Annotated in this window: 22 protein-coding genes; 9 read left to right on the top strand and 13 right to left on the bottom strand. The window is 73.2% G+C overall.

All coding sequences use genetic code 11. From position 1 onward, the window contains the following. Positions 1-123: 123 nt before the first annotated feature. Together JHAT_RS27625 and JHAT_RS27620 are read right to left on the bottom strand one after the other, a co-directional pair. Positions 124-1770, bottom strand: coding sequence for an ABC-F family ATP-binding cassette domain-containing protein (locus tag JHAT_RS27625; RefSeq protein ID WP_077800995.1), 1647 nt, complete (start codon positions 1768-1770; stop codon positions 124-126). A gap of 36 nt (positions 1771-1806) precedes the next feature. Then, entirely contained in the window at positions 1807-2841 is a 1035-nt protein-coding gene (locus JHAT_RS27620) for an oxidoreductase (protein ID WP_077800994.1), read from the bottom strand. A gap of 77 nt (positions 2842-2918) precedes the next feature. On the opposite strand from JHAT_RS27620, the gene JHAT_RS27615 reads away from it, so the two are divergent. After that, on the top strand, positions 2919-3872 hold the full coding sequence (locus tag JHAT_RS27615; protein ID WP_077800993.1) for an FAD-dependent oxidoreductase: 954 nt from the start codon (positions 2919-2921) through the stop codon (positions 3870-3872). 146 nt (positions 3873-4018) lie between these two features. Here the strand turns inward: JHAT_RS27615 and JHAT_RS27610 are convergent, their stop codons facing one another. Both JHAT_RS27610 and JHAT_RS34770 read right to left on the bottom strand, forming a co-directional pair. Further along, a complete protein-coding gene (locus tag JHAT_RS27610; RefSeq protein WP_077800992.1) occupies positions 4019-5752 on the bottom strand; it encodes a BCCT family transporter in 1734 nt (577 codons plus the stop codon). An 81-nt stretch (positions 5753-5833) separates the two neighbouring features. After that, a complete protein-coding gene (locus JHAT_RS34770; protein WP_171991083.1) occupies positions 5834-6010 on the bottom strand; it encodes a hypothetical protein in 177 nt (58 codons plus the stop codon). Positions 6011-6193: 183 nt separating this feature from the next. On the opposite strand from JHAT_RS34770, the gene JHAT_RS27605 reads away from it, so the two are divergent. Beyond that, complete coding sequence (locus tag JHAT_RS27605; RefSeq protein WP_171991082.1) at positions 6194-7687, top strand: M1 family metallopeptidase; 1494 nt, start codon at positions 6194-6196, stop codon at positions 7685-7687. A 22-nt stretch (positions 7688-7709) separates the two neighbouring features. Here the strand turns inward: JHAT_RS27605 and JHAT_RS27600 are convergent, their stop codons facing one another. Together JHAT_RS27600 and JHAT_RS27595 are read right to left on the bottom strand one after the other, a co-directional pair. Next, on the bottom strand, positions 7710-8195 hold the full coding sequence (locus JHAT_RS27600; protein WP_077800990.1) for a macro domain-containing protein: 486 nt from the start codon (positions 8193-8195) through the stop codon (positions 7710-7712). Positions 8196-8238: 43 nt separating this feature from the next. Next, entirely contained in the window at positions 8239-9705 is a 1467-nt protein-coding gene (locus JHAT_RS27595) for an amino acid permease (protein WP_077800989.1), read from the bottom strand. A 232-nt stretch (positions 9706-9937) separates the two neighbouring features. Between JHAT_RS27595 and JHAT_RS27590 the strand changes: the two genes are divergently transcribed. Further along, positions 9938-10669, top strand: a complete 732-nt coding sequence (locus tag JHAT_RS27590; RefSeq protein ID WP_171991081.1) for a MerR family transcriptional regulator — start codon at positions 9938-9940, stop codon at positions 10667-10669. A gap of 37 nt (positions 10670-10706) precedes the next feature. Here JHAT_RS27590 and JHAT_RS27585 read toward each other — a convergent pair whose 3' ends face one another. The 3 genes from JHAT_RS27585 to JHAT_RS27575 are packed head-to-tail and all read right to left on the bottom strand — an operon-like array spanning position 10707 to position 15302. Then, complete coding sequence (locus JHAT_RS27585) at positions 10707-12887, bottom strand: 3-hydroxyacyl-CoA dehydrogenase NAD-binding domain-containing protein (RefSeq protein WP_077800987.1); 2181 nt, start codon at positions 12885-12887, stop codon at positions 10707-10709. 34 nt (positions 12888-12921) lie between these two features. Continuing rightward, positions 12922-14136 (bottom strand): acetyl-CoA C-acetyltransferase, encoded by a 1215-nt coding sequence (locus tag JHAT_RS27580; protein WP_077800986.1) that lies wholly within the window; start codon positions 14134-14136, stop codon positions 12922-12924. 11 nt (positions 14137-14147) lie between these two features. After that, on the bottom strand, positions 14148-15302 hold the full coding sequence (locus tag JHAT_RS27575; protein ID WP_077800985.1) for a CaiB/BaiF CoA-transferase family protein: 1155 nt from the start codon (positions 15300-15302) through the stop codon (positions 14148-14150). Between the two features lie 229 nt (positions 15303-15531). Between JHAT_RS27575 and JHAT_RS27570 the strand changes: the two genes are divergently transcribed. Further along, the gene (locus JHAT_RS27570; RefSeq protein ID WP_077800984.1) at positions 15532-16710 is read left to right on the top strand and encodes a trans-acting enoyl reductase family protein; all 1179 of its coding nucleotides are present in this window, start codon (positions 15532-15534) and stop codon (positions 16708-16710) included. Positions 16711-16843: 133 nt separating this feature from the next. Beyond that, positions 16844-17041, top strand: a complete 198-nt coding sequence (locus tag JHAT_RS27565; RefSeq protein ID WP_107482034.1) for a hypothetical protein — start codon at positions 16844-16846, stop codon at positions 17039-17041. Here the strand turns inward: JHAT_RS27565 and JHAT_RS27560 are convergent. Next, positions 17029-17730, bottom strand: coding sequence for an endonuclease V (locus JHAT_RS27560; RefSeq protein ID WP_077800983.1), 702 nt, complete (start codon positions 17728-17730; stop codon positions 17029-17031). The two genes, JHAT_RS27565 and JHAT_RS27560, sit on opposite strands and share 13 nt — an antisense overlap. A 42-nt stretch (positions 17731-17772) precedes the next feature. Between JHAT_RS27560 and JHAT_RS27555 the strand changes: the two genes are divergently transcribed. Next, positions 17773-18069 (top strand): YciI family protein, encoded by a 297-nt coding sequence (locus JHAT_RS27555; protein WP_077800982.1) that lies wholly within the window; start codon positions 17773-17775, stop codon positions 18067-18069. 58 nt (positions 18070-18127) lie between these two features. Here JHAT_RS27555 and JHAT_RS27550 read toward each other — a convergent pair whose 3' ends face one another. After that, the gene (locus JHAT_RS27550) at positions 18128-19243 is read right to left on the bottom strand and encodes an oxidoreductase (RefSeq protein ID WP_253195625.1); all 1116 of its coding nucleotides are present in this window, start codon (positions 19241-19243) and stop codon (positions 18128-18130) included. 257 nt (positions 19244-19500) lie between these two features. Here JHAT_RS27550 and JHAT_RS27545 point away from each other — a divergent pair, with 257 nt between their 5' ends. Continuing rightward, a complete protein-coding gene (locus tag JHAT_RS27545) occupies positions 19501-19917 on the top strand; it encodes an SsgA family sporulation/cell division regulator (protein WP_077800981.1) in 417 nt (138 codons plus the stop codon). A gap of 107 nt (positions 19918-20024) precedes the next feature. On the opposite strand, the gene JHAT_RS27540 is transcribed toward JHAT_RS27545, so the two are convergent. Beyond that, on the bottom strand, positions 20025-20696 hold the full coding sequence (locus JHAT_RS27540) for a GPP34 family phosphoprotein (protein ID WP_077800980.1): 672 nt from the start codon (positions 20694-20696) through the stop codon (positions 20025-20027). A gap of 323 nt (positions 20697-21019) precedes the next feature. On the opposite strand from JHAT_RS27540, the gene JHAT_RS27535 reads away from it, so the two are divergent. Then, on the top strand, positions 21020-22651 hold the full coding sequence (locus JHAT_RS27535; protein WP_077800979.1) for an ABC-F family ATP-binding cassette domain-containing protein: 1632 nt from the start codon (positions 21020-21022) through the stop codon (positions 22649-22651). A gap of 76 nt (positions 22652-22727) precedes the next feature. Here the strand turns inward: JHAT_RS27535 and JHAT_RS27530 are convergent, their stop codons facing one another. Continuing rightward, positions 22728-23726, bottom strand: coding sequence for a DUF1259 domain-containing protein (locus JHAT_RS27530; protein ID WP_077800978.1), 999 nt, complete (start codon positions 23724-23726; stop codon positions 22728-22730). A 361-nt stretch (positions 23727-24087) separates the two neighbouring features. Between JHAT_RS27530 and JHAT_RS27525 the strand changes: the two genes are divergently transcribed. After that, positions 24088-25062, top strand: a complete 975-nt coding sequence (locus JHAT_RS27525; protein WP_077800977.1) for an acyl-ACP desaturase — start codon at positions 24088-24090, stop codon at positions 25060-25062. Positions 25063-25084 lie beyond the last annotated feature (22 nt).

Here is a 25084-nt window from a genome sequence, read left to right as displayed (position 1 = left end):
TCCCCCGCTCTCGGCTTCGCTCGAGCGGGGGGACCCCCATCGCCCTGGGGGTACCTCCCAGGGCGTTCAGGCACTGGGGGAGGCACGACTGCCCGCAGCTACGGCGGAGAGGGCGGTCCGCGGCTAAGCGTGGAGCTCCGTCACCTTGCCGTCCGCGACCTCCAGGCGGCGGGTCACGCGGACCGCGTTCAGCATGCGGCGGTCGTGGGTGATCAGCAGGAGCGTGCCCTCGTAGGCGTCCAGGGCCGATTCCAGTTGCTCGATGGCCGGCAGGTCCAGGTGGTTGGTCGGCTCGTCGAGGACCAGGAGGTTGACTCCCCTGCCCTGGAGGAGGGCCAGGGCGGCCCTCGTGCGTTCGCCCGGCGAGAGGGTCGCCGCCGGGCGCACGACGTGGTCCGCCTTCAGGCCGAACTTGGCCAGCAGGGTGCGGATGTCGGCCGGCTCGGTGTCGGGCGTCGCCGTGCGGAAGGCGTCGAGCAGGGGCTCGGGCCCGTGGAACAGCGCGCGGGCCTGGTCGACCTCGCCGAGCAGGACGCCCGAGCCGAGCGCCGCGTGCCCGGCGTCGAGCGGGACGCGGCCCAGCAGGGCGGCGAGCAGCGTGGACTTGCCCGCGCCGTTGGCGCCGGTGATCGCCACGCGGTCCGCCCAGTCGATCTGGAGGGAGACCGGGCCGAGCGTGAAGTCGCCGCGCCGGACCTCGGCGTCGCGCAGGGTGGCGACGACCGCGCCGGAGCGCGGCGCCGAGGCGATCTCCATGCGCAGGTCCCACTCCTTGCGCGGCTCCTCGACGACCTCGAGGCGTTCGATCATGCGCTGGGTCTGGCGGGCCTTGGCGGCCTGCTTCTCGCTGGCCTCGCTGCGGAACTTGCGGCCGATCTTGTCGTTGTCGTTGCCCGCCTTGCGCCGGGCGTTCCTGACGCCCTTGTCCATCCAGGTGCGCTGCATCTGGGCCCGGTCCTGGAGGGCGGCGCGCTTGTCGGCGTACTCCTCGTACTCGTCGCGGGCGTGCCGGCGGGCCACCTCGCGCTCCTCCAGGTAGGCCTCGTAGCCGCCGCCGTAGAGGTTGATCTGCCGCTGGGCGAGGTCGAGTTCGAGGACCTTGGTGACCGTGCGGGTGAGGAACTCCCGGTCGTGGCTGACGACGACGGTGCCGGCGCGCAGGCCGGCCACGAAGTGTTCCAGGCGCTCCAGGCCGTCCAGGTCGAGGTCGTTGGTCGGCTCGTCGAGCAGGAAGACGTCGTAGCGGGACAGGAGGAGGGAGGCGAGACCGGCGCGGGCCGCCTGGCCGCCGGACAGGGACGTCATCGGCTGGTCCAGGTCCACCGTCAGGCCGAGCGCGTCGGCGGTCTCCTCGGCGCGGTCGTCGAGGTCGGCGCCGCCGAGGGCGAGCCAGCGCTCCAGGCAGGTCGCGTAGGCGTCGTCGGCGCCCGGGGCGCCCTCGACCAGTGCCTGGGTGGCCTCGTCCATGGCGCGCTGGGCCTCGGTGACGCCGGTGCGGCGGGCGAGGAACGCGCGGACGGTCTCGCCGGGCCGGCGCTCCGGCTCCTGCGGGAGGTGGCCGACGGTGGCGCTCGGCGGGGACAGGCGCAGCTCGCCCTGCTCCGGGGCGGTGAGGCCGGCCAGCATGCGCAGGAGGGTGGACTTGCCGGCGCCGTTGGCCCCGACGAGGCCGATCACGTCGCCGGGGGCGACGACGAGGTCGAGCCCGGTGAACAGCGAGCGGTCGCCGTGGCCGGCGGCGAGGTTCTTGGCGACGAGGGTGGCAGTCATCAGACCGTCGATCCTAACCGCGCCCCCGCCGCCCGCTCAGCCGGGTTTCCCGCGCCGCACCGCCGTCGCCAGCACGCTTCCCGGGGCCCGCGCCACCAGGAAGGACTCCCCTTCCTTCACCGTCCTCGGGTCCAGGGCGAGGCGGTGGCCGCCCGCCCCGAGCACGTCGTCGAAGACCTCGCGGGTGTGGGTGCGGTGGAGGCGGTCGAGGCGGTACGCGGTGAGCCGCACCCGGCAGGGCGAGGTCACCTCGACCTCCGCCGCCGCGCCGGTCGCCGTCAGCCGGGTCAGCCGGTGCCGTTCGGCCGGGCCCCGGTCCAGGGCGTGTTCGATCTGGGCGACGAGCAGCGGGACGATCGGTGCGAGGCCCTCGACGTGGGCGACGTCGACGCCGGCCCGGGTGAAGGCCTCGCGCACGGCGGCCCGTTCCCGCTCGCCGGCCGCGCGGCCGAAGGCCACGGCGCCGTAGGCGCGCAGTTCCTCGGCGGGGACGCCGGTGGCGTCGTCGGTGATGTCGGCCCCGATGCCGATGGTGCGCAGCGCCGCGGCGAGTCGGGCGAGCAGGGCGACGCGGGCGCCGATCAGCAGGACCCGGCGGCGGGTGTGCGCGCCGCCGTCGAGCAGGGCGGCCAGCGCCGCGCGGTACTCGGTGCCGGGGAAGCGGAAGGGGCCGATGCCGTGGTAGCCGTTGAGCTCGAGGTCGGCGTGCTCGCCGGTCTGCCAGGCGAAGTCCCGCCAGACGACGTCGTCGCCGTCGCGCCGGATCACGGCGGTCACCGCGCCGCAGGCCAGGTCCTCGCAGTCGGGGCAGCCGTAGATGACGTACCGGCCGCCGGGCAGCGGTGCCTCGGTCTCCAGGAGCAGGCTGCGGACCTGCGCGGTGAAGATCGCCGGTGGCACGTCGGAGGCGAGCGGGGAGACGGCGTCCAGGTCGGAGAGCCGGAACAGCAGGGACCGTCCGTCCACGATGAAGTCCACGAAGTCGCGGTGGACCCGGTGGTCGCCACCGGCGAGGACTCCACCGGCCCGCATCGCCGGTGCCAGGCCGAAGGTCGCGTATTCGGCAGCCATGCGGTGAGTATTCCCTCGGCGCGGCCGATGTGAGCACGCCCTGACGCGTCCGGGCGGACAGGGCCTATCGTCCCGGTGTGGAAACCGAACCGGATGACGAGGTCGTGGTGGTCGGCGGCGGTGTGATCGGGCTGACGACGGCCGTCGTGCTCGCCGAGCGCGGCAGGCGGGTGCGGGTGTGGACGCGGGAGCCCGTCGAGCGCACCACCTCGGCGGTCGCGGGCGCGCTGTGGTGGCCGTACCGCATCGAGCCGGTGGCGTCGGCGCGGCGATGGGCGCTGTGCTCCCTGGACGTGTACGAGGAACTGGCGGCCCGGCCCGAGGGGACGGGCGTACGCGTGGTCGAAGGGGTGCTGGGCGGGACGGGGATGGACGAGGTCGACGGATGGGCGACCGCACGGCTGCCGGGGCTGCGCGCGGCGCGGGCCGAGGAGTACGGCGGGCCGGGGCTGTGGGCACGGCTGCCGCTCATCGACATGTCGACTCATCTGCCGTGGCTCCGGGAGCGGTTGACGGCGGCGGGCGGTGTGGTGGAGACGCGTGCGGTGACCGACCTGGCGGAGGTCGGGGCGCCGGTCGTGGTCAACTGCACGGGACTGGGGGCCCGGGAGCTGGTGCCGGACGCGTCCGTGCGCCCGGTGCGCGGGCAGCTGGTCGTGGTGGAGAACCCGGGCGTCGACACCTGGCTGGTCTCCACCGATGCCGTCTCCGGGGAGATGGCGTACTTCTTCCCGCATCCGGGGCGGCTCGTCCTGGGCGGCACGGCCGAGGAAGACGCGTGGTCGGCGGAGCCGGATCCGGCGGTCGCGGAGGCGATCGTGCGGCGGTGCGCCGCGCTGCGGCCCGAGATCGCCGGGGCGCGGGTGCTGGAGCACCGGGTGGGGCTGCGGCCGGCGCGGGACGCGGTGCGGCTGGAGCGCGAGCGGCTGCCGGACGGGCGGCTGCTGGTGCACAACTACGGGCACGGCGGCGCGGGTGTGACGGTGGCCTGGGGCTGTGCCCGGGAGGCGGCGCGACTCGTGACCGGCTGACCGGGGGCGCTCCGGAGGGAGGGGGCGCGCCGGGCCGCCGTGGCCCGGGTCCCCCTCCCCCGCCCGGGGTGTCCGCGCCGGACGCGGACGCCCCGGGCCGGCGGGCCCCGCGGTGCCGTGCCGCGGGAGCCGCCCTCCGGCGCCGTTCACTCGTCGTGCTTGCCGATCGGGTCGCCCTCCACCTCCGTGCCGGCGCCCGGGCCGATGCGGATCTCGAAGTCGCCGTCGTACTGTTCGTGGCCCGCGATGACGGCCATCTCGACGGCCTCGGAGCCCATCTCGCCGCGCACGATGAGCGGGTCCCTGCGCAGGTCGCGCATGAGGGCGACGCACATGAGGACCATCACGACGACGAAGGGTGCCGCCGCGAGGATCGTGAGGTTCTGCAGGCCGGTCAGCGCGTCGCCCTGGCCGCTGCCGACCAGGAGCATGATGGCGGCGACGGCGCCGGTGACCACGCCCCAGAACACGACGACCCAGCGGCTGGGTTCGAGCGCGCCCTTCTGCGAGAGGGTGCCCATCACGATCGAGGCGGCGTCGGCGCCGGAGACGAAGAAGATGCCGACGAGGATCATCACCAGCAGGCTGGTGACGGTGGCGACGGGGAACTCCTGGAGAACGGCGAACAGCCGGCCCTCGGGGGTCGAGTCGGCGCCGAGCCGGTGCTGCTCCTGGAGCTTCATCGCCGAACCGCCGAAGACCGCGAACCAGACCAGGCTGACCGTGCTGGGCACGAGGATGACGCCGCCGATGAACTGGCGGATCGTCCGGCCCCGGCTGATGCGGGCGATGAACATGCCGACGAAGGGCGTCCAGGAGATCCACCAGGCCCAGTAGAAGACGGTCCAGCTGCCCAGCCAGTCGGCGACGCCCTTGCCGCCGCTGGCCTCGGTGCGGCCGGCCAGCTGGGGCAGGTCGCCGAGGTAGGAGAAGACCGAGGTGGGCAGCAGGTCGAGGACGACGATGGTCGGGCCCGCGACGAACACGAAGACGGCGAGGATCAGGGCCAGCACCATGTTGGTGTTGGACAGCCACTGGATGCCCTTCTCCACGCCGGAGATCGCGGAGGCCACGAACGCGACGGTCAGCACCGCGATGATGGCGACGAGCAGTCCTGTGCTGACCTTGTCCAGCCAGTCCAGCTTCTCCACGCCGGAACCGATCTGCAGGGCGCCGAGGCCGAGCGAGGCGGCGGAGCCGAAGACGGTCGCGATGATCGCGAGCATGTCGATGATGCGGCCGCCGACGCCGTCCGCGTTCTTCTCGCCGATGAGCGGGGTGAACACGGCGCTGATCGTCTGGTGGCGGCGCTTGCGGAAGGTGCTGTAGGCGATGCCGAGACCGACCACCGCGTAGATCGCCCAGGGGTGGAGCGTCCAGTGGAAGAGGGTGGTGGCCATGGCCGTCTCCATGCGTTCGCCGGAGTCGGCCGGGGAGGTGCCCGGCGGGGGCGTCGTGTAGTGCGCCAGCGGCTCGCTGACGCCGTAGAACATCAGGCCGATGCCCATGCCCGCGCTGAACATCATCGCGACCCAGGACACCGTGCGGAACTCGGGTTCCTCGCCCTCGGTGCCGAGGTGGATCCGGCCGTAGCGGCTGGCCGCGAGCCAGAGGGCGAAGACGACGAAGCCGGAGGCGGCCAGCATGAACGCCCAGCCGCCGTTGTGCATCAGTCCGCCGAGCATGCTGGTGGAGACGTCCTCCAGCGAGTCGGTGAAGGCGGCGCCCCAGATGACGAAGGCGAGGGTCAGGGCGGCCGTGACGCCGAAGACGACCCGGTCGGTCCGGGGGTGCTTCACGGCCCCGGAGAGGTCTGCTTCCGAACCCGGAAGCGTGCCTCTTTCGTGGTGTTCCTCGTCTCTCGGTCGGTCCTGTGTCACAAGCGGCACCTTTCCCTTCGGTGAGGCCGAGAACAGCTCCTCTGCTACGCCCCTACCACGGACGGCCCGGAACTCACCCCCTCAGCAGTGGCCGTCGGGTTCTCCCACCGTCAGGTGGTACGCGGCGCGGCCGTCCGGAAGCAGCGGCACGAGGGCGTGCAGCGGCCGGCGCGGCGGTACCCGGGCGCCTTCCCCGTCCGGGTGCGCCCGTACGCCGTGCGGGGCGGGTCCGTCCTCGGCATGCGCGGGACGGTACATCGGTCACCTGCCGTGCAGAAGGGGGCGTGCCGAGGCGGCCGGGGCCCACGGAGACCGCCGCGGCGGGGGCCTCATGTCGGCCGGATGACGATCATGTGTCCGGAGTGGTTGTGGACATGACTGGGCGCACAGGGGCTGAATAGGCTCCGGACGGACCTCGTACTCCTACGACTTGGAGCTTTCGTGCACCGCAGATTCATCGTGCCGGGCGCACTGGGCGCCGCCACCCTCATGCTGGCGATCCCGGCGTCGGCGGCGGCCCACTCCCCCGGCGCTCCGGGCATCGGCGACCCCTACTACCCGGCCTACGGCAACGGCGGCTACGACGTCTCCCACTACGACCTGCGCCTGAAGTACCAGCCGGCGACCGACCGGCTGGAGGGGACGGCGACGATCCTGGCCCGCACCACGCAGGACCTGTCGCGCTTCGACCTGGACTTCCTGCTGGACGTCGGCGAGGTGCGGGTGAACGGCGCCAAGGCGTCGTTCACGACGTCGGGCGAGCACGAGCTGGAGATCACCCCGAAGAGCCCGCTGCGCAAGGGCACGCCGGTCACCGTGGTGGTGCGCTACAGCGGGGTGCCGTCCTCGAAGCAGGCGTACGGCTTCACCAGCTGGCACCGCACCCCCGACGGCGGCGTCGGCGCGAACGAGCCCGAGGCGGCCTGGTGGTGGTTCCCCAGCAACGACCACCCGCTCGACAAGGCCACCTTCGACGTGTCCGTGCAGGTGCCGGACGGGACCCAGGCCATCTCCAACGGCACGCTGCAGTCCAGCAGCTCCAGGCTCGGCTGGACCCGGTACAACTGGCGCTCCGACAAGCCGCAGGCCACGTATCTCGCCACTCTCGCCGTCGGGAGGTTCGACCTCACCACCGGCACGACCGAGGGCGGCATCCCGGTCGTCAACGCCTACAGCAAGGACCTCGGCGCGAACGACGGCGCGGCGCGGGCCAGCGTGGAGCGGACCGGGGAGATCGCCGACTGGCTGAGCGGCTACTTCGGGCCGTACCCGTACGACGCGCTCGGCGGGTACGTGCCGAACACGGACACCGGGTACGCGCTGGAGACGCAGACCCGGCCGTTCTACAGCCCGCGGCAGTTCGCGAACGGGTCGAACGTGTCCGTCGTGGTCCACGAGCTGGCCCACCAGTGGTACGGCGACCTGGTGTCCGTGCGCGGCTGGAAGGACATCTGGATCAACGAGGGCTTCGCGCGGTACGCCCAGTGGCTCTGGTCCGAGCACGAGGGCGAGGGCACGGCGCAGGAGCTCGCCGACTACACGTACGCCTCCCACCCGGCCGACGACCCGTTCTGGACGGTGCGGCCCGGTGACCCCGGGCCGGAGAACCAGTTCGACATCGCGGTCTACGACCGGGGCGCGCTGGCCGTGCAGGCGCTGCGCAACGAGATCGGCGACGAGGCGTTCTTCGAGGTCCTGAAGGGCTGGCCGCAGCGGTACGCCTACGGCAACGCGTCGGTCGACGACTTCCGGCGGTACGCCGAGGAGGTGTCCGGCGAGCCGCTGGCCGCGCTGTTCGACACCTGGCTGTTCCAGCCGTCGAAGCCGGGCGCGCCGGCGGCCCGCGCGGCGGCCCCGGCGAAGGCGCCGGTGGCGCCCGCGCAGCCGCGGTCGTGGAAGAAGATCGCCGCGACGAACGACGTGCACGAGCACTGAGTGCCCGGGGACGGCGTCCGTCTCAGGCGCCGTCCCCGTGGTCGTACACGGTCACGGATATGCCCTGCCGGACGAGCCGCTCCGTGACGAGCGGCTCGACGCGGGACCACGTGCCGCCGGCCAGTCCGCAGCCGATGCGGGGCATGTGGACGGACGCGCCCAGCTCGGCCGCGTGGCCGGCGAGGCGGCCGAGGGCGGTGTCGATGGCCTCGTAGCGCACCGGGGCGCCCTTGCCGCCGGTCCTCGTGCCGCGCTGGCCGATCATGTTGGCCACCCACACGTACGGCTCGACCCGGACGAGCTGGACGGCGCCCAGGCCGAAGCCGTTCGAGGCGCGGGCGCGGTGCCAGGCGCGGTAGGCGGCCTCCGGCTCCGGCCAGCGGCGGGAGACGGCCAGGACGAAGCCCTTGCCCCAGCCGCCCACGTCGTTGCAGACGTGGGCGATCACCTTGGCGCCCTTGACCGACGGGGCGGTGGCGTCACCTCGGACGTACGTGATCTCCGGCATGACACCACCGTAGGGGCCGCCACCGACAGCGGCCCCGGGGCGGCTAGGAGCCCAGGCGGTCGAGTTCCCGGTCGGCGGTGAGGGCCACGCGGCGGCGGACGCCGAACCAGCCCACGACCAGCATCAGCGCGATCACCGGGATCAGCAGGAGGGTCCAGCGGCCGATCTCGGGGTCGTTGCCCATCATGCCGAGCACGGCCACGAGGAAGGCGATCGTGACGATCTCCGTGACCGGGCTGCCGGGCAGGCGGAAGTGCGGGCGGGTGACCAGGCCGGCGCGGGCGCGGCGGACGAAGATCAGGTGGCAGATCATGATGATCACCCAGGTGCTGATGATGCCGAGGGAGGCGACGTTCAGCACGATCTCGAAGGCCTTGCTCGGCATCAGGTAGTTCAGGCCCACACCGAGCACACAGATGCCGCAGGTCAGCAGGATGCCGCCGTAGGGGACCTGGCTGCGGCTCATCACGCGGGTGAACTTGGGCGCGGAGCCCGCCATCGCCATGGAGCGCAGGATGCGGCCGGTGGAGTACAGGCCGGAGTTCAGGGAGGACATCGCGGCGGTGAGGACGACGAGGTTCATCACGTCGCCGGCCGCGGGGACACCGACCCTGGACAGAACGGTGACGAAGGGGCTCTCGTCGCCGGAGTAGAGCGAGCCGGGCAGCAGCAGGGCCAGCAGGACGACCGAGCCGACGTAGAAGAGGGCGACGCGCCACATGATCGAGTTCACCGCGCGCGGGACGACCTTCTCGGGCTCGGCGGTCTCGCCGGCGGCGACGCCGACCAGTTCCAGGGCCGCGTACGCGAAGATCACGCCCTGCATCACGAGCACCACGGGCATCACGCCGTGCGGAAGGATGCCGCCGTGGTCGGTGATCATGCTGACGCCGGGGGTGTAGCCGCCCACGTCGTGCTGGGTGGCCAGCAGGAAGATGCCGATCAGCATGAAGCCGACCAGGGTGGCGACCTTGACGATCGCGAACCAGAACTCCATCTCGCCGAAGATCTTCACCGAGATGAGGTTCACGGCCAGGACCACCGCGAGGGCGGCCAGGGCGAGCACCCATTGCGGGATGCTCGTGAACATACTCCAGTAGTGCGTGTACAGCGCGATCGCGGTGATGTCGGCGATGCCGGTGGTCGACCAGTTCAGGAAGTACATCCAGCCGGCGACGTAGGCGCCCTTCTCGCCGAGGAACTCGCGCGCGTACGACACGAAGGACCCGGAGGAGGGCCGGTAGAGCACGAGCTCGCCGAGCGCCCTGACGACGAAGAAGGCGAAGACGCCGCAGACGAGGTAGGCGATGGCGAGCGCCGGGCCCGCGTCGCGCAGCCGTCCGCCGGCGCCGAGGAAGAGGCCGGTGCCGATCGCGCCGCCGATGGCGATCATGTTGACGTGACGGGCCTTGAGGTCCTTGCTGTAACCGGCGTCACCCGCGTCCGCGGGTGTCCCGGCCGCCTGGGGGTGGGCGGCGGCCTGTGCCGTGTCCACGGCGTCCTTGCTCACGGGTGGTTCCACTCTCTGGTGCGCCCGGGTGGGGTGCGCCCGGGTCGTCCGTACAGTGACTAGGCCCGCACCACCCTTCGCGGCACAGACCAGATCAGCACCTTCCCACGACTCTGCGTTCCGACGCGGTGGCCCATGTCACACAGCGTGACTTCTCACAGGAACCGTCGGGTGCCTTCACGTGGGACACATGAGGTGTCACAGCACGGGTGGGACAGCGATACTGCTGCACATGACGACGAGCGACACCGGGGAGCCGGCCCTCACCATCGACGAGCTGGCCGCGCGGACCGGCGTCACGGTGCGTACGGTCCGCTTCTACGGCACCAAGGGTCTGCTGCCGCCGCCGGCGATCGGCCCGCGGCGGGTCGGGCGCTACGGCCGGGAGCACCTGGCCCGGCTGGCGCTGATCGAGGAGCTCCGGCACCAGGGCATGACGCTGGCCGCGATCGAGCGGTACCTGAAGCAGCTGCCGCCGGACCTGACCGCTCACGACCTCGCGCTGCACCGGGCGGTGGTGGCCTCCTGGGCGCCTCGGGCGGTGGAACGGGTCACGCGCGAGGAGCTGGGCCGGCGGGCCGGGCGGCCGCTGACCGACGGGGAGGTGGACCGGCTGGCGGAGATGGACATCGTCGCGCGGGACGACGGGGAGGACGGGGAGGACGGCCACGGCGCCTACCGCGTCGACACGGGACTGCTCCGGCTCGGCGTCGAGCTGCTCGACGTGCCCCTGTCCCCCGAGACGGTCCTCGCCGCCCGTACGGCCCTGCTCGAGCACTCCCGGGCCGCCGCGCGGGATCTGTCGCGGCTGCTGCGCGACGCGGTCGCCGAGCGCGACGCGCGGGACGTGCGGTCCCTGTCCGCCCACATGCACCCGATCGTGGTGCAGGCGCTGCTGACCACCTTCCAGCGGTCGCTGCGGGACGAGCTGCGGGAGTGGCTCGACACCGGCGACGAGCGCTGAGGACCCCTGGTCGCTCGCCGCCGGTGGGAGGGTGCCGTCAGCGGCCGTCGGTGAAGACCTCCCCCTTCTCCGCCTTCTCCACGAGCAGCGCGGGCGGCGTGAACCGGTCGCCGTAGCGCTCGGCGAGCTCGCGCGCGCGGGCCACGAAGCCGGGCAGGCCCCCCTCGTAGCCGTTGACGTACTGGAGGACGCCACCGGTCCAGCCGGGGAAGCCGATGCCGAAGATCGAGCCGATGTTGGCGTCGGCGACGGAGGTCAGCACGCCCTCCTCCAGGAGGCGGACGGTGTCCAGCGCCTCGGAGAACAGCATGCGCTCCTGCATGTCGCGGAAGGGGATCTCGTACCCGGGCTTCGTGAAGTGCTCGCGCAGCCCCGGCCACAGCCCGGTGCGCCTGCCGTCGTCGCCGTACTCGTAGAAGCCGGCGCCGCCGCTGCGGCCGGGGCGGCCGAACTCGTCGACCATGCGGTCGATGACGGCCTCGGCGGGGTGCGCGGTCCAGGTGCCGCCCGCCTCCTCCACGGCCCGCTTCGTCTCGTGGCGGATCTTCCGCGGGAGGGTCAGCGTCAGCTCGTCCATCAGGGAGAGCACCTTGGCCGGGTAGCCCGCCTGGGCCGCGGCCTGCTCGACGGACGCGGGCTCGACGCCCTCGCCGACCATGGCGACGCCCTCGTTGATGAAGTGGCCGATGACGCGGGAGGTGAAGAAGCCGCGCGAGTCGTTGACGACGATCGGCGTCTTCTTGATCTGCCGGACCAGGTCGAAGGCGCGGGCGAGGGCCTCGTCGCCGGTCCGCTCGCCCCTGATGATCTCGACCAGCGGCATCTTGTCGACGGGCGAGAAGAAGTGCAGTCCGATGAAGTCGTCCTGCCGCTCGACGCCCTCGGCGAGCGCCGTGATGGGCAGCGTGGAGGTGTTGGAACACAGCAGCGCGTCGGGGGCGACGACGTCCTGGATCTCCTGGAAGACCTTGTGCTTGAGGGACGTGTCCTCGAAGACCGCCTCGATGACCGCGTCGCAGCCCGCGAGGTCGGCGGCCTCCGCGGTCGGGGTGATGCGGGCGAGCAGCGCGTCGGCCTTCTCCTGGGTCGTCCGGCCCTTGGCGACGGCCTTGGCGCACAGCTTCTCGGAGTAGCCCTTGCCCTTGAGCGCCGCCTCCAGGGAGACGTCCTTGAGGACGACGTCGATGCCCGCGCGGGCGCACGAGTAGGCGATGCCGGCGCCCATCATGCCGGCGCCGAGGACGGCGACCCTGCGGACCTGGCGGGGTTCGACGCCCTGGGGGCGGTTGGCGCCGGAGTTGACGGCCTGGAGGTCGAAGAAGAACGCCTGGATCATGTTCTTCGCGGTCTGGCCGGCGGCCAGCTCCACGAAGTAGCGGGCCTCGATGACCTGCGCGGTCTCGAAGTCGACCTGGGCGCCCTCGACGGCGGCGGCCATGATGTTGCGCGGCGCCGGGTAGGGGGCGCCGTTGGTCTGCTTGCGCAGGTTGGCCGGGAAGGCGGGCAGGTTGGCGGCGAACTTGGGGTGGGCGGGGGTGCCGCCGGGGATGCGGTAGCCGGGCCTGTCCCAGGGCTGGGCGGACTCCGGGTGGGCGTCGATGAAGGCGCGGGCCCTGGCGAGCATGTCCTCGCGGGACTCGGCGACCTCGTCGACCAGGCCGTTCTCCAGGGCGCGGCGCGGGGAGTACTGGGTGCCCTGGAGGAGGACCTTCAGCAGCGCGTCGGTGATGCCGAGCATCCGGACGGTGCGGACGACGCCGCCGCCTCCGGGGAGCAGGCCGAGGGTGACCTCGGGGCAGCCGATCTTGGAGCCGGGCGCGTCGAGGGCGACGCGGTGGTGGCAGGCGAGGGCGATCTCGTAGCCGCCGCCGAGGGCGGCGCCGTTCAGCGCGGCGACGACGGGCTTGCCGAGGGTCTCGATGCGGCGCAGGTCGCGCTTGATCGCCATGCCGCCGTCGAAGAGGTCCTGCGCGGTCTCGGGGGTGACGCGGATCAGGTCGCGCAGGTCGCCGCCGGCGAAGAAGGTCTTCTTGGCGGAGGTGACGATGACGCCGCGGATCGCGTCCTTCTCGGCCTCCAGGCGGTCGGTGACGGCCGCGAGGGACGCGCGGAACGCCTGGTTCATGGTGTTCGCGGACTGGTCGGGGTCGTCGATGACGAGGGTGACGACGCCGGTGTCGTCCTGCTCCCAGCGGATGGTGGTGGACTCGGTGGTCATGAGGGTGTGCTCCAGGTGGTCCGTCGGGAGGGGGTCAGACGCGCTCGACGATGGTGGCGATGCCCATGCCGCCGCCCACGCACAGGGTGGCGAGGCCGTACCGCTTGTCCTGGCGCTCCAGTTCGTCGACGAGCGTGCCGAGGATCATCGCGCCGGTGGCGCCGAGCGGGTGGCCCAGCGCGATGGCGCCGCCGTTGACGTTGACCTTGTCCAGGGACAGTCCCATGTCCTTGACGAAGCGCAGGACGACCGCGGCGAACGCCTCGTTGATCTCGACCAGGTCGATGTCGTCGATGGTCAGCCCGGCCTTGGCGAGGGCCTTGCGGGTGGCGGGGGCGGGCCCGGTGAGCATGATGGTGGGCTCGGAACCGGACACGGCGGCGGAGACGATCCGCGCGCGAGGGGTGAGCCCGTGGCGCTCGCCCGCCTCCTTGGAGCCGATGGCGACCAGGGAGGCGCCGTCGACGATGCCGGAGGAGTTGCCGGCGTGGTGGACGTGGTCGATCTTCTCGACCCAGTGGTACTTCTGCAGCGCGACGGCGTCGAAGCCGCCGAGTTCGCCGATGTCGGCGAAGGACGGCTTCAGCTTTCCGAGGGAGTCGGCGGTGGTGCCGGGGCGCAGGTGCTCGTCGTGGTCGAGGACGGTGAGGCCGGCGCGGTCCTTCACCGGCACGACGGACCGCTCGAAACGGCCCTCCTTCCACGCCGTGGCCGCCCGCTCCTGGGAGAGGGCCGCGTACTCGTCGACGTCGCGGCGGGAGAAGCCCTCGATGGTGGCGATCAGGTCGGCGCCGATGCCCTGCGGGACGAAGTTGGTGGCGAGGTTGGTCATCGGGTCGTTGAACCAGGCGCCGCCGTCCGAGGCCATCGGCACCCGGGACATGGACTCGACGCCGCCGGCGAGGACCAGGTCCTCCCAGCCGGAGCGGACCTTCATGGCCGCCATGTTGACGGCCTCCAGGCCGGAGGCGCAGAAGCGGTTCTCCTGGACCCCGGCCACCGTGTCGGGGAGTCCGGCGGCGATGGCGGCGATGCGGGCGATGTCGGAGCCCTGGTCGCCGACCGGGCCGACGACGCCGAGGACGATGTCGTCGACGGCGGCCGGGTCGAGGCCGGGGAACCGGGCGCGGATCTCGTGGATGAGGCCGACGACCAGGTCGACGGGCTTCGTGCCGTGCAGGGCGCCGTTCGCCTTGCCGCGTCCGCGCGGGGTGCGGATCGCGTCGTACACGTACGCTTCGGTGGTCACTGGCAGGCCTTTCACTGAGGGTTCTTCGCGGGGCTGTTCGGCTCTGGGGTGCGGGGCAGGCCCCAGTCGCGGGCGACGGCCCGCGCGTCGGCGCCGGGCAGGGCGGGCCCGGTGCGGACGGTGGTGGGGGTCGCCGAGAAACGGGGCGCGGGGGCCGGCTGGGTGATGCCGCCGTGGTCGGTGAAGGTGCCGCGGGCGGCGAGGTGCGGGTGGTGCGGGGCCTCGCGCAGCGACAGGACGGGGGCCACGCAGGCGTCGGAGTCCGTGAAGACGGCCGTCCACTCGTCCCGGGTGCGGGCCTTGAAGCGGGCGGCGATCGTCTCGCGCAGCTCGCCCCAGCGGGCCGTGTCCTCGCGGGCCGGTACCTCGCCCCGGGCGCCGAGCCGCTGCAGGAACTCGGCGTAGAACTGCGGCTCCAGGGCGCCGACCGCCATGTACCCGCCGTCGGCCGTCTCGTAGGTGCCGTAGAACGGGGCGCCGCCGTCGAGGAGGTTGCTGCCGCGCCGGTCCTGCCAGGCACCGGCGGCGAGCATGCCGTGGATCATCGCCGAAAGGTGGGCGGCGCCGTCCACGATGGCGGCGTCGACGACCTGGCCGGTGCCGGTGGCGCGGGCGTGGTGCAGGGCGGCGAGGATGCCGACGGCCAGGTAGAGGGAGCCGCCCGCGTAGTCGCCGAGGAGGTTGGCGGGGAAGGCCGGCGGTCCGTCGGGGGCGCCGGTCATGCCGAGGGTGCCGGTGAGCGCGATGTACCCGATGTCGTGGCCGGCGCGCCGGGCCAGGGGGCCGTCCTGGCCCCAGCCGGTCATGCGGCCGTAGACGAGGCGCGGGTTGCGGGCGTGGCAGTCGGCCGGACCGACGCCGAGGCGCTCGGCGACGCCGGGGCGGTAGCCCTCGATCAGGACGTCGGCGCGTTCGGCCAGGTCGAGGACGTGGGCCGGGCCGTCGGGCGCCTTGAGGTCGACGATCACCGAGCGCTTGTTGCGGTTGGTGACGTCGCGGGCGGGGTCGATCGCGAGGCCGGGGCCGCCGGGCCGGTCGACGCGGACGACGTCGGCGCCGAGGTCGGCGAGGAGCATGGCGGCGAAGGGCCCGGGGCCGATGGCGGCCAGTTCGACCACGCGCACACCGTCGAGCGGGCCGTCACCCGGCGCCTTCGCCTCTGTCATCGAGCCCCCAGCGTTGTGACACAACTGATGTAACACCAGCGATGCTAAGAACGTGTTCCACTCGGCACAAGACCTGGCGAGCAAGCGCTTAGCCAATTATGGGGCAGGCTCGTCGTCGGACCCGGCACTGCTCACGCTAGCCTCGGCCACCGGCGACGGCGCGCGCTGTGGGCCCAAGGGCTGGCCGGCGAGGCCGCCGAGGGACGCCGAACGGTGATGAAAGGGTGTCATGAGCATGCCGAGCAGGACGGATCGGCCGTACGACATCGTGCTCTTCGGGGCGACGGGGTTCGTGGGCGAGCTGACCGCGCGGTACCTCGCCGCGCACACGCCCGAGGGACTGCGCTGGGCGATCGCCGGACGCGACGGGGAGAAGCTGCGGCGGCTCGCCGGGCGGCTGCCTACCGGCGCGGACGTCGGCGTGCTGCGGGCGGACGTGTCCGAACCGGCCTCCCTGCGCGCGCTCGCCGGGCAGGCGCGTGTGGTCGCCTCGACGGTCGGCCCGTACGTCCGTTACGGCGAGGGGCTCGTCGCCGCCTGTGCGGACACCGGCACGGACTATCTGGACCTGACGGGCGAGCCCGAGTTCGTGGACCTCGTGTACGTGCGGCACGACGCACGCGCGCGGGAGACCGGCGCGCGGCTGGTGCACGCGTGCGGCTTCGACTCCGTGCCGCACGATCTGGGCGTGTACTTCACGGTGCGGCAGTTGCCGGAGGGCGTGCCGCTGACCGTGGACGGCTTCGTGACCGCCGGTGCCGCCTTCTCCGGCGGGACGTTCGCCTCCGCGCTCGGCCAGCTCGCGCGCGGCCGGCAGATGCGGGCCGCGGCGCGGGACCGGCGCCGGCACGAGCCGCGGCTGGTGGGCCGCCGGGCGGTGGCGCCGGCGGGCGCGCCACGGTTCGCCGGGGAGGTGGGGGCCTGGGCGCTGCCGCTGCCGACCGTCGACCCGCAGATCGTGCGGCGTTCCGCCGCGGTGCTCGACCGGTACGGTCCCGACTTCCGCTACCGCCACTACGCGGCCGTCCGTCACCTGCCCGTCGCGGTGGGCGGGGTGGCGGCGCTGGGCGCGCTGGTGGCGGCCGCGCAGGTCCCGCCGGTGCGGCGCCGCCTGTCCGGCCTGCTGCGGCCCGGGGACGGGCCGAGCCCGCAGAAGCGCGCGAAGAGCTGGTTCCGGGTCCGCTTCGTGGGCGAGGGCGGCGGCCGCCGGGTGTTCACCGAGGTCTCGGGCGGCGACCCGGGCTACGACGAGACGGCGAAGATGTTCGCCGAGGCGGCGCTGTCCCTCGCCCTCGACGACCTGCCGCCGACCGCCGGCCAGGTCACGACGGCGGTGGCGATGGGCGACGCGCTGACCGAGCGTCTGCGGGCGGCGGGGATCGGCTTCCGGGTGGTCGCCCGGCGGTGACGTCCGGCGGCCGGTCCGGTGACCGTGTCCGCGCTTTGAGGCTTCTCGCGTCCGGAAAGGCGCCTTACTAGGAGGATCGTGCCGCGGGTCGCGGAAAAGTCTCACAGAGTAGTTCAATGAAACCATCGAGGGTATGACGAAGTTCCTTCTCGAAGTCACCCTGGACGACGGTCCCCTCGCCGCGGACCCCGTGGGCGAACTGCAGCGGATCCTGCGGTACTGGGGCGGCAACCTGCGGCACTACCCGCTCCGGCCCGGCGACGCGTCGGTGATCCACGACTCGGAGTACCGGGAGGTGGGCCGCTGGAGCGTCGCCGGTCAGGCCGGGTAGGTGGCGTCCCGCAGGGCGGCGCGGCACAGGGCGTCCGCCCTGCGGGTCGTCTCCGGCAGGCGGTAGGCGGGGGTCAGCGCCAGGGTGTGCGCGCAGGCGTTGTCGAGGCTCACGCGGTGGCCGACGGAGACGAAGACCGGCTTGACCGCGTCGCGCGTCCGCAGCGCGCGCCCGACCTCCTCGGCACCGTCGAGCAGCGGGGACGTGCTGCCGCGCGGCGTCTTCGGGTCGTCGTGGACGAAGGTGAACGGGTTCTTGGCGACGCCGATCGTGGGCAGCCCGGTGAGCACGCCGAGGTGGCTGGCGAGCCCGAAGCGGCGCGGATGGGCCAGCCCGTAGCCGTCGCAGACGACCAGCCCGGGCGGGCAGGGCAGAGCCTGAAGGGCGGCGAGGACGGTGGGGATCTCGCGGAAGGCGAGCAGGCCGGGTACGTAGGGGAAGGAGATCCGCCCGACGGCGGTGGCCTCGGCGACCACGGCGAGGGTGGCCGCGTCGAGGACGACGGCGGCCGCCGCGACGACGTCCCGTTCGTCGTCGTAGGCGACGTCGACGCCGGTCACACGTCCCGTACCGGGAGGCGGGCCCGGTTCGCCGAGCACCACCCGCGCCCGCAGCGCGTCCTGGACGGCACGGGCCCGCTCCTCGGTCGCGGGCCAGTCGGCGGGGGTCTGCGCGGTCACGGTCGTCATGGTGACGGCAAGCCTACGGGGCCGCCGGATAGGCTCGCGATCATGTTCATACTGGAACTGTCCTACACCGCCCCGCTCGAAGCCGTCGACGCCGTGCTGCCGGACCACGTGGCCTGGCTCGACGGGCTGTACGAACAAGGGGTGTTCCTGGCGTCCGGCCGCAAGGAGCCCCGCGACGGCGGGGTGATCGTCGCCGTCGCGGAGAGCCGGGCGCGGATCGAGGAGATCACCGCGGGCGATCCCTTCGTCGAGGCGGGTGTGTGCACGTACCGCATCACCGAGTTCGTCGCCACCAAGACGGCACCGGCGCTGGAGTCGTACCGGGAGACCCTCCGGTAGGGCCGCCGCGGTTCGTCCGCCGAGCGCGCACCGCGGCTCGCCCCCGCCCCGCGCGGCGTCAGCGCTCCAGCCGGGCCACCCGTCCCTGCTCGCCGGACGCCCAACAGGCCGACTCGGGGGTGCAGTCCACGGTGTCGTACGAGCCCGTGTCGACCGTGCGCCAGGTGCGGCCGCCGTCCGTGGTGAGGTCGGTCCCGGTGGGGCCGACCGCGAGGGCGGCGGTGCGGCTGTGCGGGAGCCAGGCGACGCCGGAGCGGTAGGCGGGCGGGGGCGTCCCGGCGGGCCGCCAGGTGCGGCCGCCGTCGGTGGTCCGCGCCGCGGGGCTCGGGGAGGTTTGGTCCGGGCGGTAGTCACCGCCCACCGCCAGGCCGTGGACACGGTCGCGGAAGGCGAGGGCGAAGACGCCTCGCGCCGGATCGCCCGCCGGGACCAGGGCGTCGGAGGCGGTCCAGGTGAGCCCCCGGTCGGCGGAGTGCAACACGCGCGCGCGTGCGGCGCCGCCGGTGGCCAGCCAGACGTCCTTCGGCCCGGACGCGACCAGGCACTGCCCACTGGCGGCGAACCCGGCCTCGCCGTCCTGCGCGGCCGGCATCCCCTCGTCCGGCAGCACCGTCCAGGAGCGTCCGCCGTCGCGGGTCGACAGGAGGCGGAACCTCCCGTCGACCGGGTCGCTCAGGGCGAGGCCGTGGCGGTGGTCGAAGAAGGTGAGGCAGTCGTAGAAGGCCCGCGGGTCGGTGTTGCGGAAGGACTCCGTCCAGGTCGTGCCGCCGTCGTCGGTGCGGTAGACGCGGGACGCCTCGCCCTCGCCGATGGACAGGGCCACGGCCCGGCGGGCGTCGAACGCCTCGATGTCGCGGAACTCCACCTCCTCGGCGCCCGGCGGTGACACGTCGCGCCAGGTGTCACCGCCGTCGGTGGTGCGCAGCACGGTGCCGTGGGTGCCGGCCACCCAGGCGGTGTGCCGGCCGACGGCGGCGAGTCCGCGGAAGCGCACGTCGGGCGTGCCGGTCTCCTTGACCTCCCAGTGCGGGGGCCGGTGGGCCTGCGCGGGCGCCGCGGTCAGCGTGGCCAGCGCGGCCGCGCACACCCCCGCGGCCGTCAGCAGCCGTGCCGTGCGCCGCCCACGGGACGGAGTGGTGCGTACCGTGCGTCGCGTGTTCCCCAAGCGCCTCATGGCGGGCGAAGCTAGCCCACCGCTCCGGTGCCGTCCAGAGGGCCGCGCGGGGCGCCGGGGCCCGGGTGCCGCGGGGTGCCGGGAGCCCAAGTGCCGTGCGGGGCGCCCGAGGAGAGTCGCGTCACTCGTGTGCATGAAGGCGGTGACAGAGGTCACTCGCACATCGTGTGCACGGATCGGCTGGTTCCGTCGTCTTGTCCAGTGCCCGGCCCGCACCACCCCGGAAGCCCGCCCAGCCGTCACGAGGGAGCAAGGCGTTGTCCACCGTCATCGAGCAGCCCGTCGAGGCGCGTCTCGTCGCCGCCGCGCCGCGTATGCCGAGCATTCCCGCCACGCTGCACTACGACCGCAGCGACCCGTTCGCCGTCCGCATGACCTTCCCGGCCCCGGCCACCCTGGAGGGCGTGGAGGTCTGCTGGACCTTCTCCCGCGAGTTGCTCATCGCCGGGATGCGGGAGCCCGACGGCCACGGTGACGTCCGGGTGCGGCCGTACGGGTACGACCGCACCGTCCTGGAGTTCCACGCCCCCGAGGGCACCGCCGTCGTCCACGTCCGCTCCGGCGAACTGCGCCGCTTCCTGCAGGCCACCGGCGACCTGGTGCCGGTGGGCCTGGAGCATCTGCAGCTGGACCTGGACCACGGCCTGGCCGAGCTGATGCGGGGCACCTGCTGAGCGCCCGTCACCCGCCGGGCCGTGCGGCCCGGCGCACCCCGGCCCCGCACCGCACGGCGGAGGGAGCCGGGCGGGTGTGAACCCCGGGCGGCCCCGACCGGTGCCCGTCAGCCGCCCGCCGGGGTCACCGCGCGCGCCGCCTCCGCACTCACCGCCGCCCGTACCTCCCGCAGGACCTTCCCCAGGCCGGGCGCCGCCGTGGCACCGCACGCGGTCAGCTCCTCGATCCGCCCCCGCCTGCGCGCCCGGTCCCCCACGGGCCCCAGGGCGCGCAGCTCCGCCGCGGCGGCCAGGGCGACGACGAGCGCGTCCCGCGCCGGGACCTCCCGGGCCGGCAGCGGGCCGTCCAGGACCTCCCGCGCCTCCTCGCGCAGCACCCGTGCCGCGGCGACCCGGGCCAGGACGTGGTCCACGGAAGGGAACACCCCGAGCACCCGCTTCTTCTCGGCCCGCAGGTACCCGCCCGCCACCAGCTGTTCCCGGACGGCGTCGAAGGTGACCCGCGCGTACGGCCGCACCCACGCCCGCCAGCGGCGCGGCACGGACTCGCGGACGAGGTCCAGCAGCCCGTCGAGGACGGCGTCGCCGGTGCGGCGGTCCAGGTCGACGGGGGTGGCGATGCCGTCGTCGTCGACGAGCAGGCCGCGCCGGGCGAGTTCGGCGAGGGCACCGGCACGCACCAGGTGGTGCAGCCGCGCGGTGTCGGCGGTCCCGGGCCGCGCGGGGTCCCAGGCCAGCAGGCAGAGCCGGGCCGGCGGTGAGAGTGAGCCGTTGGGCACGGTGCCTCCTCGGGTCCGTGGGACCGCTCCGCGATAATCCGTTGACACCCCGGAGCGGGCTCTCCTACGGTTGGTGACGCTTCTGTTGCCGCCGATCGGAGAAGGACGTTGCTCGTCTGAGGTTCTGAGACACCACGCCACCCCCTTGCACGGGTGTGCGTAGCGTGCGACCTCGGCGTTCGAGCCGTCCCTTGCGGAACAGGGCCTTTCCCCGCCCGCCGATCCGCGGACTCCTCCTTCCCCCGCCCGACGGCGGTCGCCGCTTCCCGGTGTCTCGATACGCGTTTGCCCCCTACCGCATCGAGCAACCACGGAGACCCCGTATGTCCGCATCCATCACCTGTACCGCCCTCTCCTTCGCCTGGCCCGACGGCACCTGCGTCTTCGAGGGGCTCGACACCGCGTTCGGCCCCGGCCGGACCGGGCTCGTCGGCGCCAACGGCTCGGGGAAGTCCACCCTGTTGAAGCTGATCGCCGGGCAGCTCGTTCCCACCGACGGCACCGTCCACGTGGCCGGCGAGGTGGGTTACCTCCCGCAGAACGTCACGCTCGACACCGGCCTGCGGGTCGACGAGGCGCTCGGCATCGCCGCGCGGCGGGCCGCGCTGCACGCCATCGAGGCCGGCGACACGGCCGAGGAGCACTTCGAGACCGTCGGCGACGACTGGGACGTCGAGGAGCGCGCCCTCGCCACGCTCGGCGAGCTCGGCCTCGGCCACGTGTCGCTGGACCGCACCATCGGCGAGGTGTCCGGCGGCGAGTCCGTCCTGCTCCGGCTGGCGGCCCTGCTGCTGAGCCGGCCGGACGTCCTGCTGCTGGACGAGCCGACCAACAACCTCGACCTGTACGCCCGCAGGCGGCTCTACGCGGCCGTCGCCTCCTGGCCGGGGGTGCTGGTCGTGGTCAGCCACGACCGCGAGCTCCTCGGCCTCGTCGACCAGATCGCCGACCTGCGGTCCGGCGGGATCACCCGGTACGGCGGCAACTTCTCGGCGTACGAGGAGGCCCTGGCCGTCGAGCAGGAGGCGGCGGAGCGCATGGTGCGCGTCGCCGAGGCCGATCTGCGCAGGCAGAAGCGCGAACTGTCGGACGCGCAGGTCGTCCTGGCCCGGCGCAAGCGGTACGGGCAGAAGATGTTCGAGACCAAGCGCGAGCCCCGGGCGGTGATGAGGATGCGCAAGCGCACCGCCCAGGAGTCCGCCGGCAAGTACCGCATCCTGCACGAGGAGAAGCTCGCCGAGGCCAAGGAGCGGCTCGACGACGCGGTGGAGGCCGTGCGGGACGACGACGAGATCCGCGTCGACCTGCCGTACACGGCCGTCCCGCCGGGCCGGTCCGTGCTCACCCTGCGGGACCTGGAACTCGCGTACGGCGCGCGGGTGGCGGGCGGCCTCGATCTGCACGGTCCCGAGCGGATCGCGCTGACCGGCCGCAACGGCGCGGGCAAGACCACCTTGCTGCGCACGATCGCCGGGGAACTGGAGCCGGCGTCGGGCGAGGTGACCGCGCACGTCCCGCTGCGGTTCCTGCCCCAGCGCCTCGACGTCCTCGACGACGAGCTGACCGTCGTCGAGAACGTGGCCCGGTTCTCCCCGGGCGCGACGAACAACCGGATCCGGGCGCGGCTGGCCCGCTTCCTGTTCCGGGGCGCCCGGGCCGACCGGAAGGCGGCGACGCTGTCCGGCGGCGAACGCTTCCGGGCCGCCCTGGCCGCGCTGATGCTGGCCGAGCCCGCACCCCAGCTGCTCATGCTGGACGAGCCGACGAACAACCTGGACATGGCGAGCGTCCGGCAGCTCACCACGGCCCTGGAGTCGTACGAGGGGGCGCTGATCGTGGCCAGTCACGACATGCCGTTCCTGGAGTCGATCGGCATCACGCGCCGGCTGCTGCTGGAGGAGGGGGAACTGAGGGAGTCGACGCCGGACGCCGTCACGCCTCCCGCCCGGGGGTGACGTCCGGATCGGGCCGGCGCCGAACGGGCGGGTGACCGCTCGCCGGCGCCGGCCGTCAGGCCCCTTTCACCGGCCGTCAGGCCCCTTTCAGGGGCATGGGTACGACGTCGGTGGTGTCCACGGCCGGCCGGAGCGCCTTGGCGAGGCCCACGGCGTCGCCGACGGCCCAGTAGTGGACGAAGAACAGGCGCGGCTCGTCGGTCAGGCCGTGGTGATGCAGCTCGACGAGTTCGATCCCACCGCGCCGCAGGGCCTTGAGGGCGGGCTGGACCTCGTGGGCGACCAGCGCCAGGTCGCCGCTGAGCACGGCCCGTCCACCGCCGAGCGGCTGGAAGCCGACGGCGCTGGTGGAGCCCAGCCCCGGGGGCAGGACCACATGGCCGTCGGTGATGGTCTCGCGACGGACGTAGGTGCATCGGTAGATGCTGTCGTCGACGTAGCCCTCGACGCCCAGCACGGCGTCGATCGCGGCGGTGTCCAGGCCTGCGGGCGGTGAGACGGCGAGGGGTTGGGCGAGCGGGGTGCCGGTGTGTTCGAGGGCGGCGCGCAGGCCGCGGGCGACGGCGACCGGGTCGTGGCCGTGTGCGTGCACGTGGATCCACCAGACGGCCGGCTCGTGGTCGAGCAGGTGCTTGTGGATGGCGGTCTGTTCGATCCCGTGCTGGTGCAGGACGTCGCTGAAGCCCTGCAGTTCGCGCTCGGTGACCACGGTGTCGCCCATCAGGAGGGTGCTGTGGTCGGCGTAACGGACGAAGGACACGTGCGTGCCCAGAGCGAGCGCGGGGTCGACCCGGACGCCGCGGGAGAAGACCGTGAGGTCCCAGCGCGGAAAGCCCGTGTGGTACATGAACCGCCTCATGTCACCGGTCCGCCCGAGGGCCTCGCCGACGTCCGCCCAGTCCGCCGGGCCGGTCATCACGGGCTCGACCGGCGCACCGTCGCCGGGTCGTGCGGGCAGGGCGCCGGCGCGGGCGGGCAGCCCGGCGAGTACGGGCGCCAGGGCCGCGGCGGCCAGTACACGGCGCCGGGACGCGGGGGGCCGGAATCGGGTGTTCTGCTGTCGGTCGTCAGCCATGTCGTATGCCTCCTGGCGTGATGGAAGCACGGCGGACCGCACGGATCGGTGACCCGCACCGTCGCGACAGCCAGGTGGGTCAAGGACCGGGGGGAGCCGAGGACACCGGCGGGGGTTCCCTTTCCACGGGCCCGCGCCGCGCGACGGCCGGCCGGCGCCGTCCCGGCCCGTCGTCCGTCCGGCCCGCGGCCTGTGGATCCGGGTCGTGCCACGCCCTGCCCACGGCGGTTGATCAGCCGTCTTTACGGTGCATTTAACCTACGCTCTCGTAACCTACGGTTTCGTAGCCTACGATTCCGTAGGTTCCGGCACCGCTCGCCGGTTCGCATTCCGCTCTGTCGTACGTCCCCCTGGAGTATCCGTGACGATCACCTCTCCTCACCTCGGCACCTCCGCCGCTTGGACCGATGCCCGGCTGCTGTACGCCCTCGAGGAAGTGGTCGAGAAGGAACTCAACCGGCATCTGCAGGTCGCCAAGGACTGGATGCCGCACGAGTACGTGCCGTGGAGCGACGGCCGTAACTTCCCGGGGCTCTTCGAGGACGGCGAGGCCTGGGAGAAGGAGCAGTCCAAGGTCACCGAGATCGGCCGGATCGCGCTCGTGGTGAACCTCCTGACGGAGGACAACCTGCCCAGCTACCACCACGAGATCGCCAGCCTCTTCGGCCGCGACGGCGCCTGGGGCACCTGGGTGCACCGCTGGACCGCCGAGGAGGGCCGGCACGGCATCGTGATGCGCGACTACCTGCTCGCCTCGCGCGCGGTCGACCCGGACAAGCTGGAGCAGTTCCGCATGGCCCACATGAGCGAGGGCTTCGAGTCGGACAACCGGCACTCGATGCTGCACTCGGTGGCCTATGTGGCCTTCCAGGAGCTGGCCACCCGCATCTCGCACCGCAACACGGGTCACCAGTCCGGCGACCCGGTCTGCGACCGCATGCTGGCCCGCATCGCGACCGACGAGAACCTGCACATGGTCTTCTACCGGAACCTGCTCAAGGCCGCCTTCGATCTGGCGCCCGACCTGACGATGCAGGCGGTCCGGGACGTGGTCGTCAACTTCCGGATGCCGGGTCACGGCATGCCCGGCTTCGAGCGCGCCGCCGCGCAGATGGCCATCGGCGAGGTCTACAACCTGCGCATCCACCACGACGACGTGATCCAGCCCGTGCTGCGCTTCCTGAAGATCATGGAGATCGACGGCCTCGGCCCCGAGGGACAGCAGGCGCAGGAGGAACTCGGGCTGTACATGGGCGGGCTGGACGCGGAGGCCGCCAAGTTCGACGAGAAGCTGGCGGCGCGCAAGGCGCGGATGGCGGCCCGCGCGGCGGGCTGACCGCGCCCTCGCCGGCACGGGC

The sequence above is a fragment of the Streptomyces sp. JHA26 genome, from assembly GCF_002005565.1.
In the GTDB taxonomy this organism is placed as follows: domain Bacteria; phylum Actinomycetota; class Actinomycetes; order Streptomycetales; family Streptomycetaceae; genus Streptomyces.
This window is presented reverse-complemented; position numbering and strand designations above follow the sequence as displayed.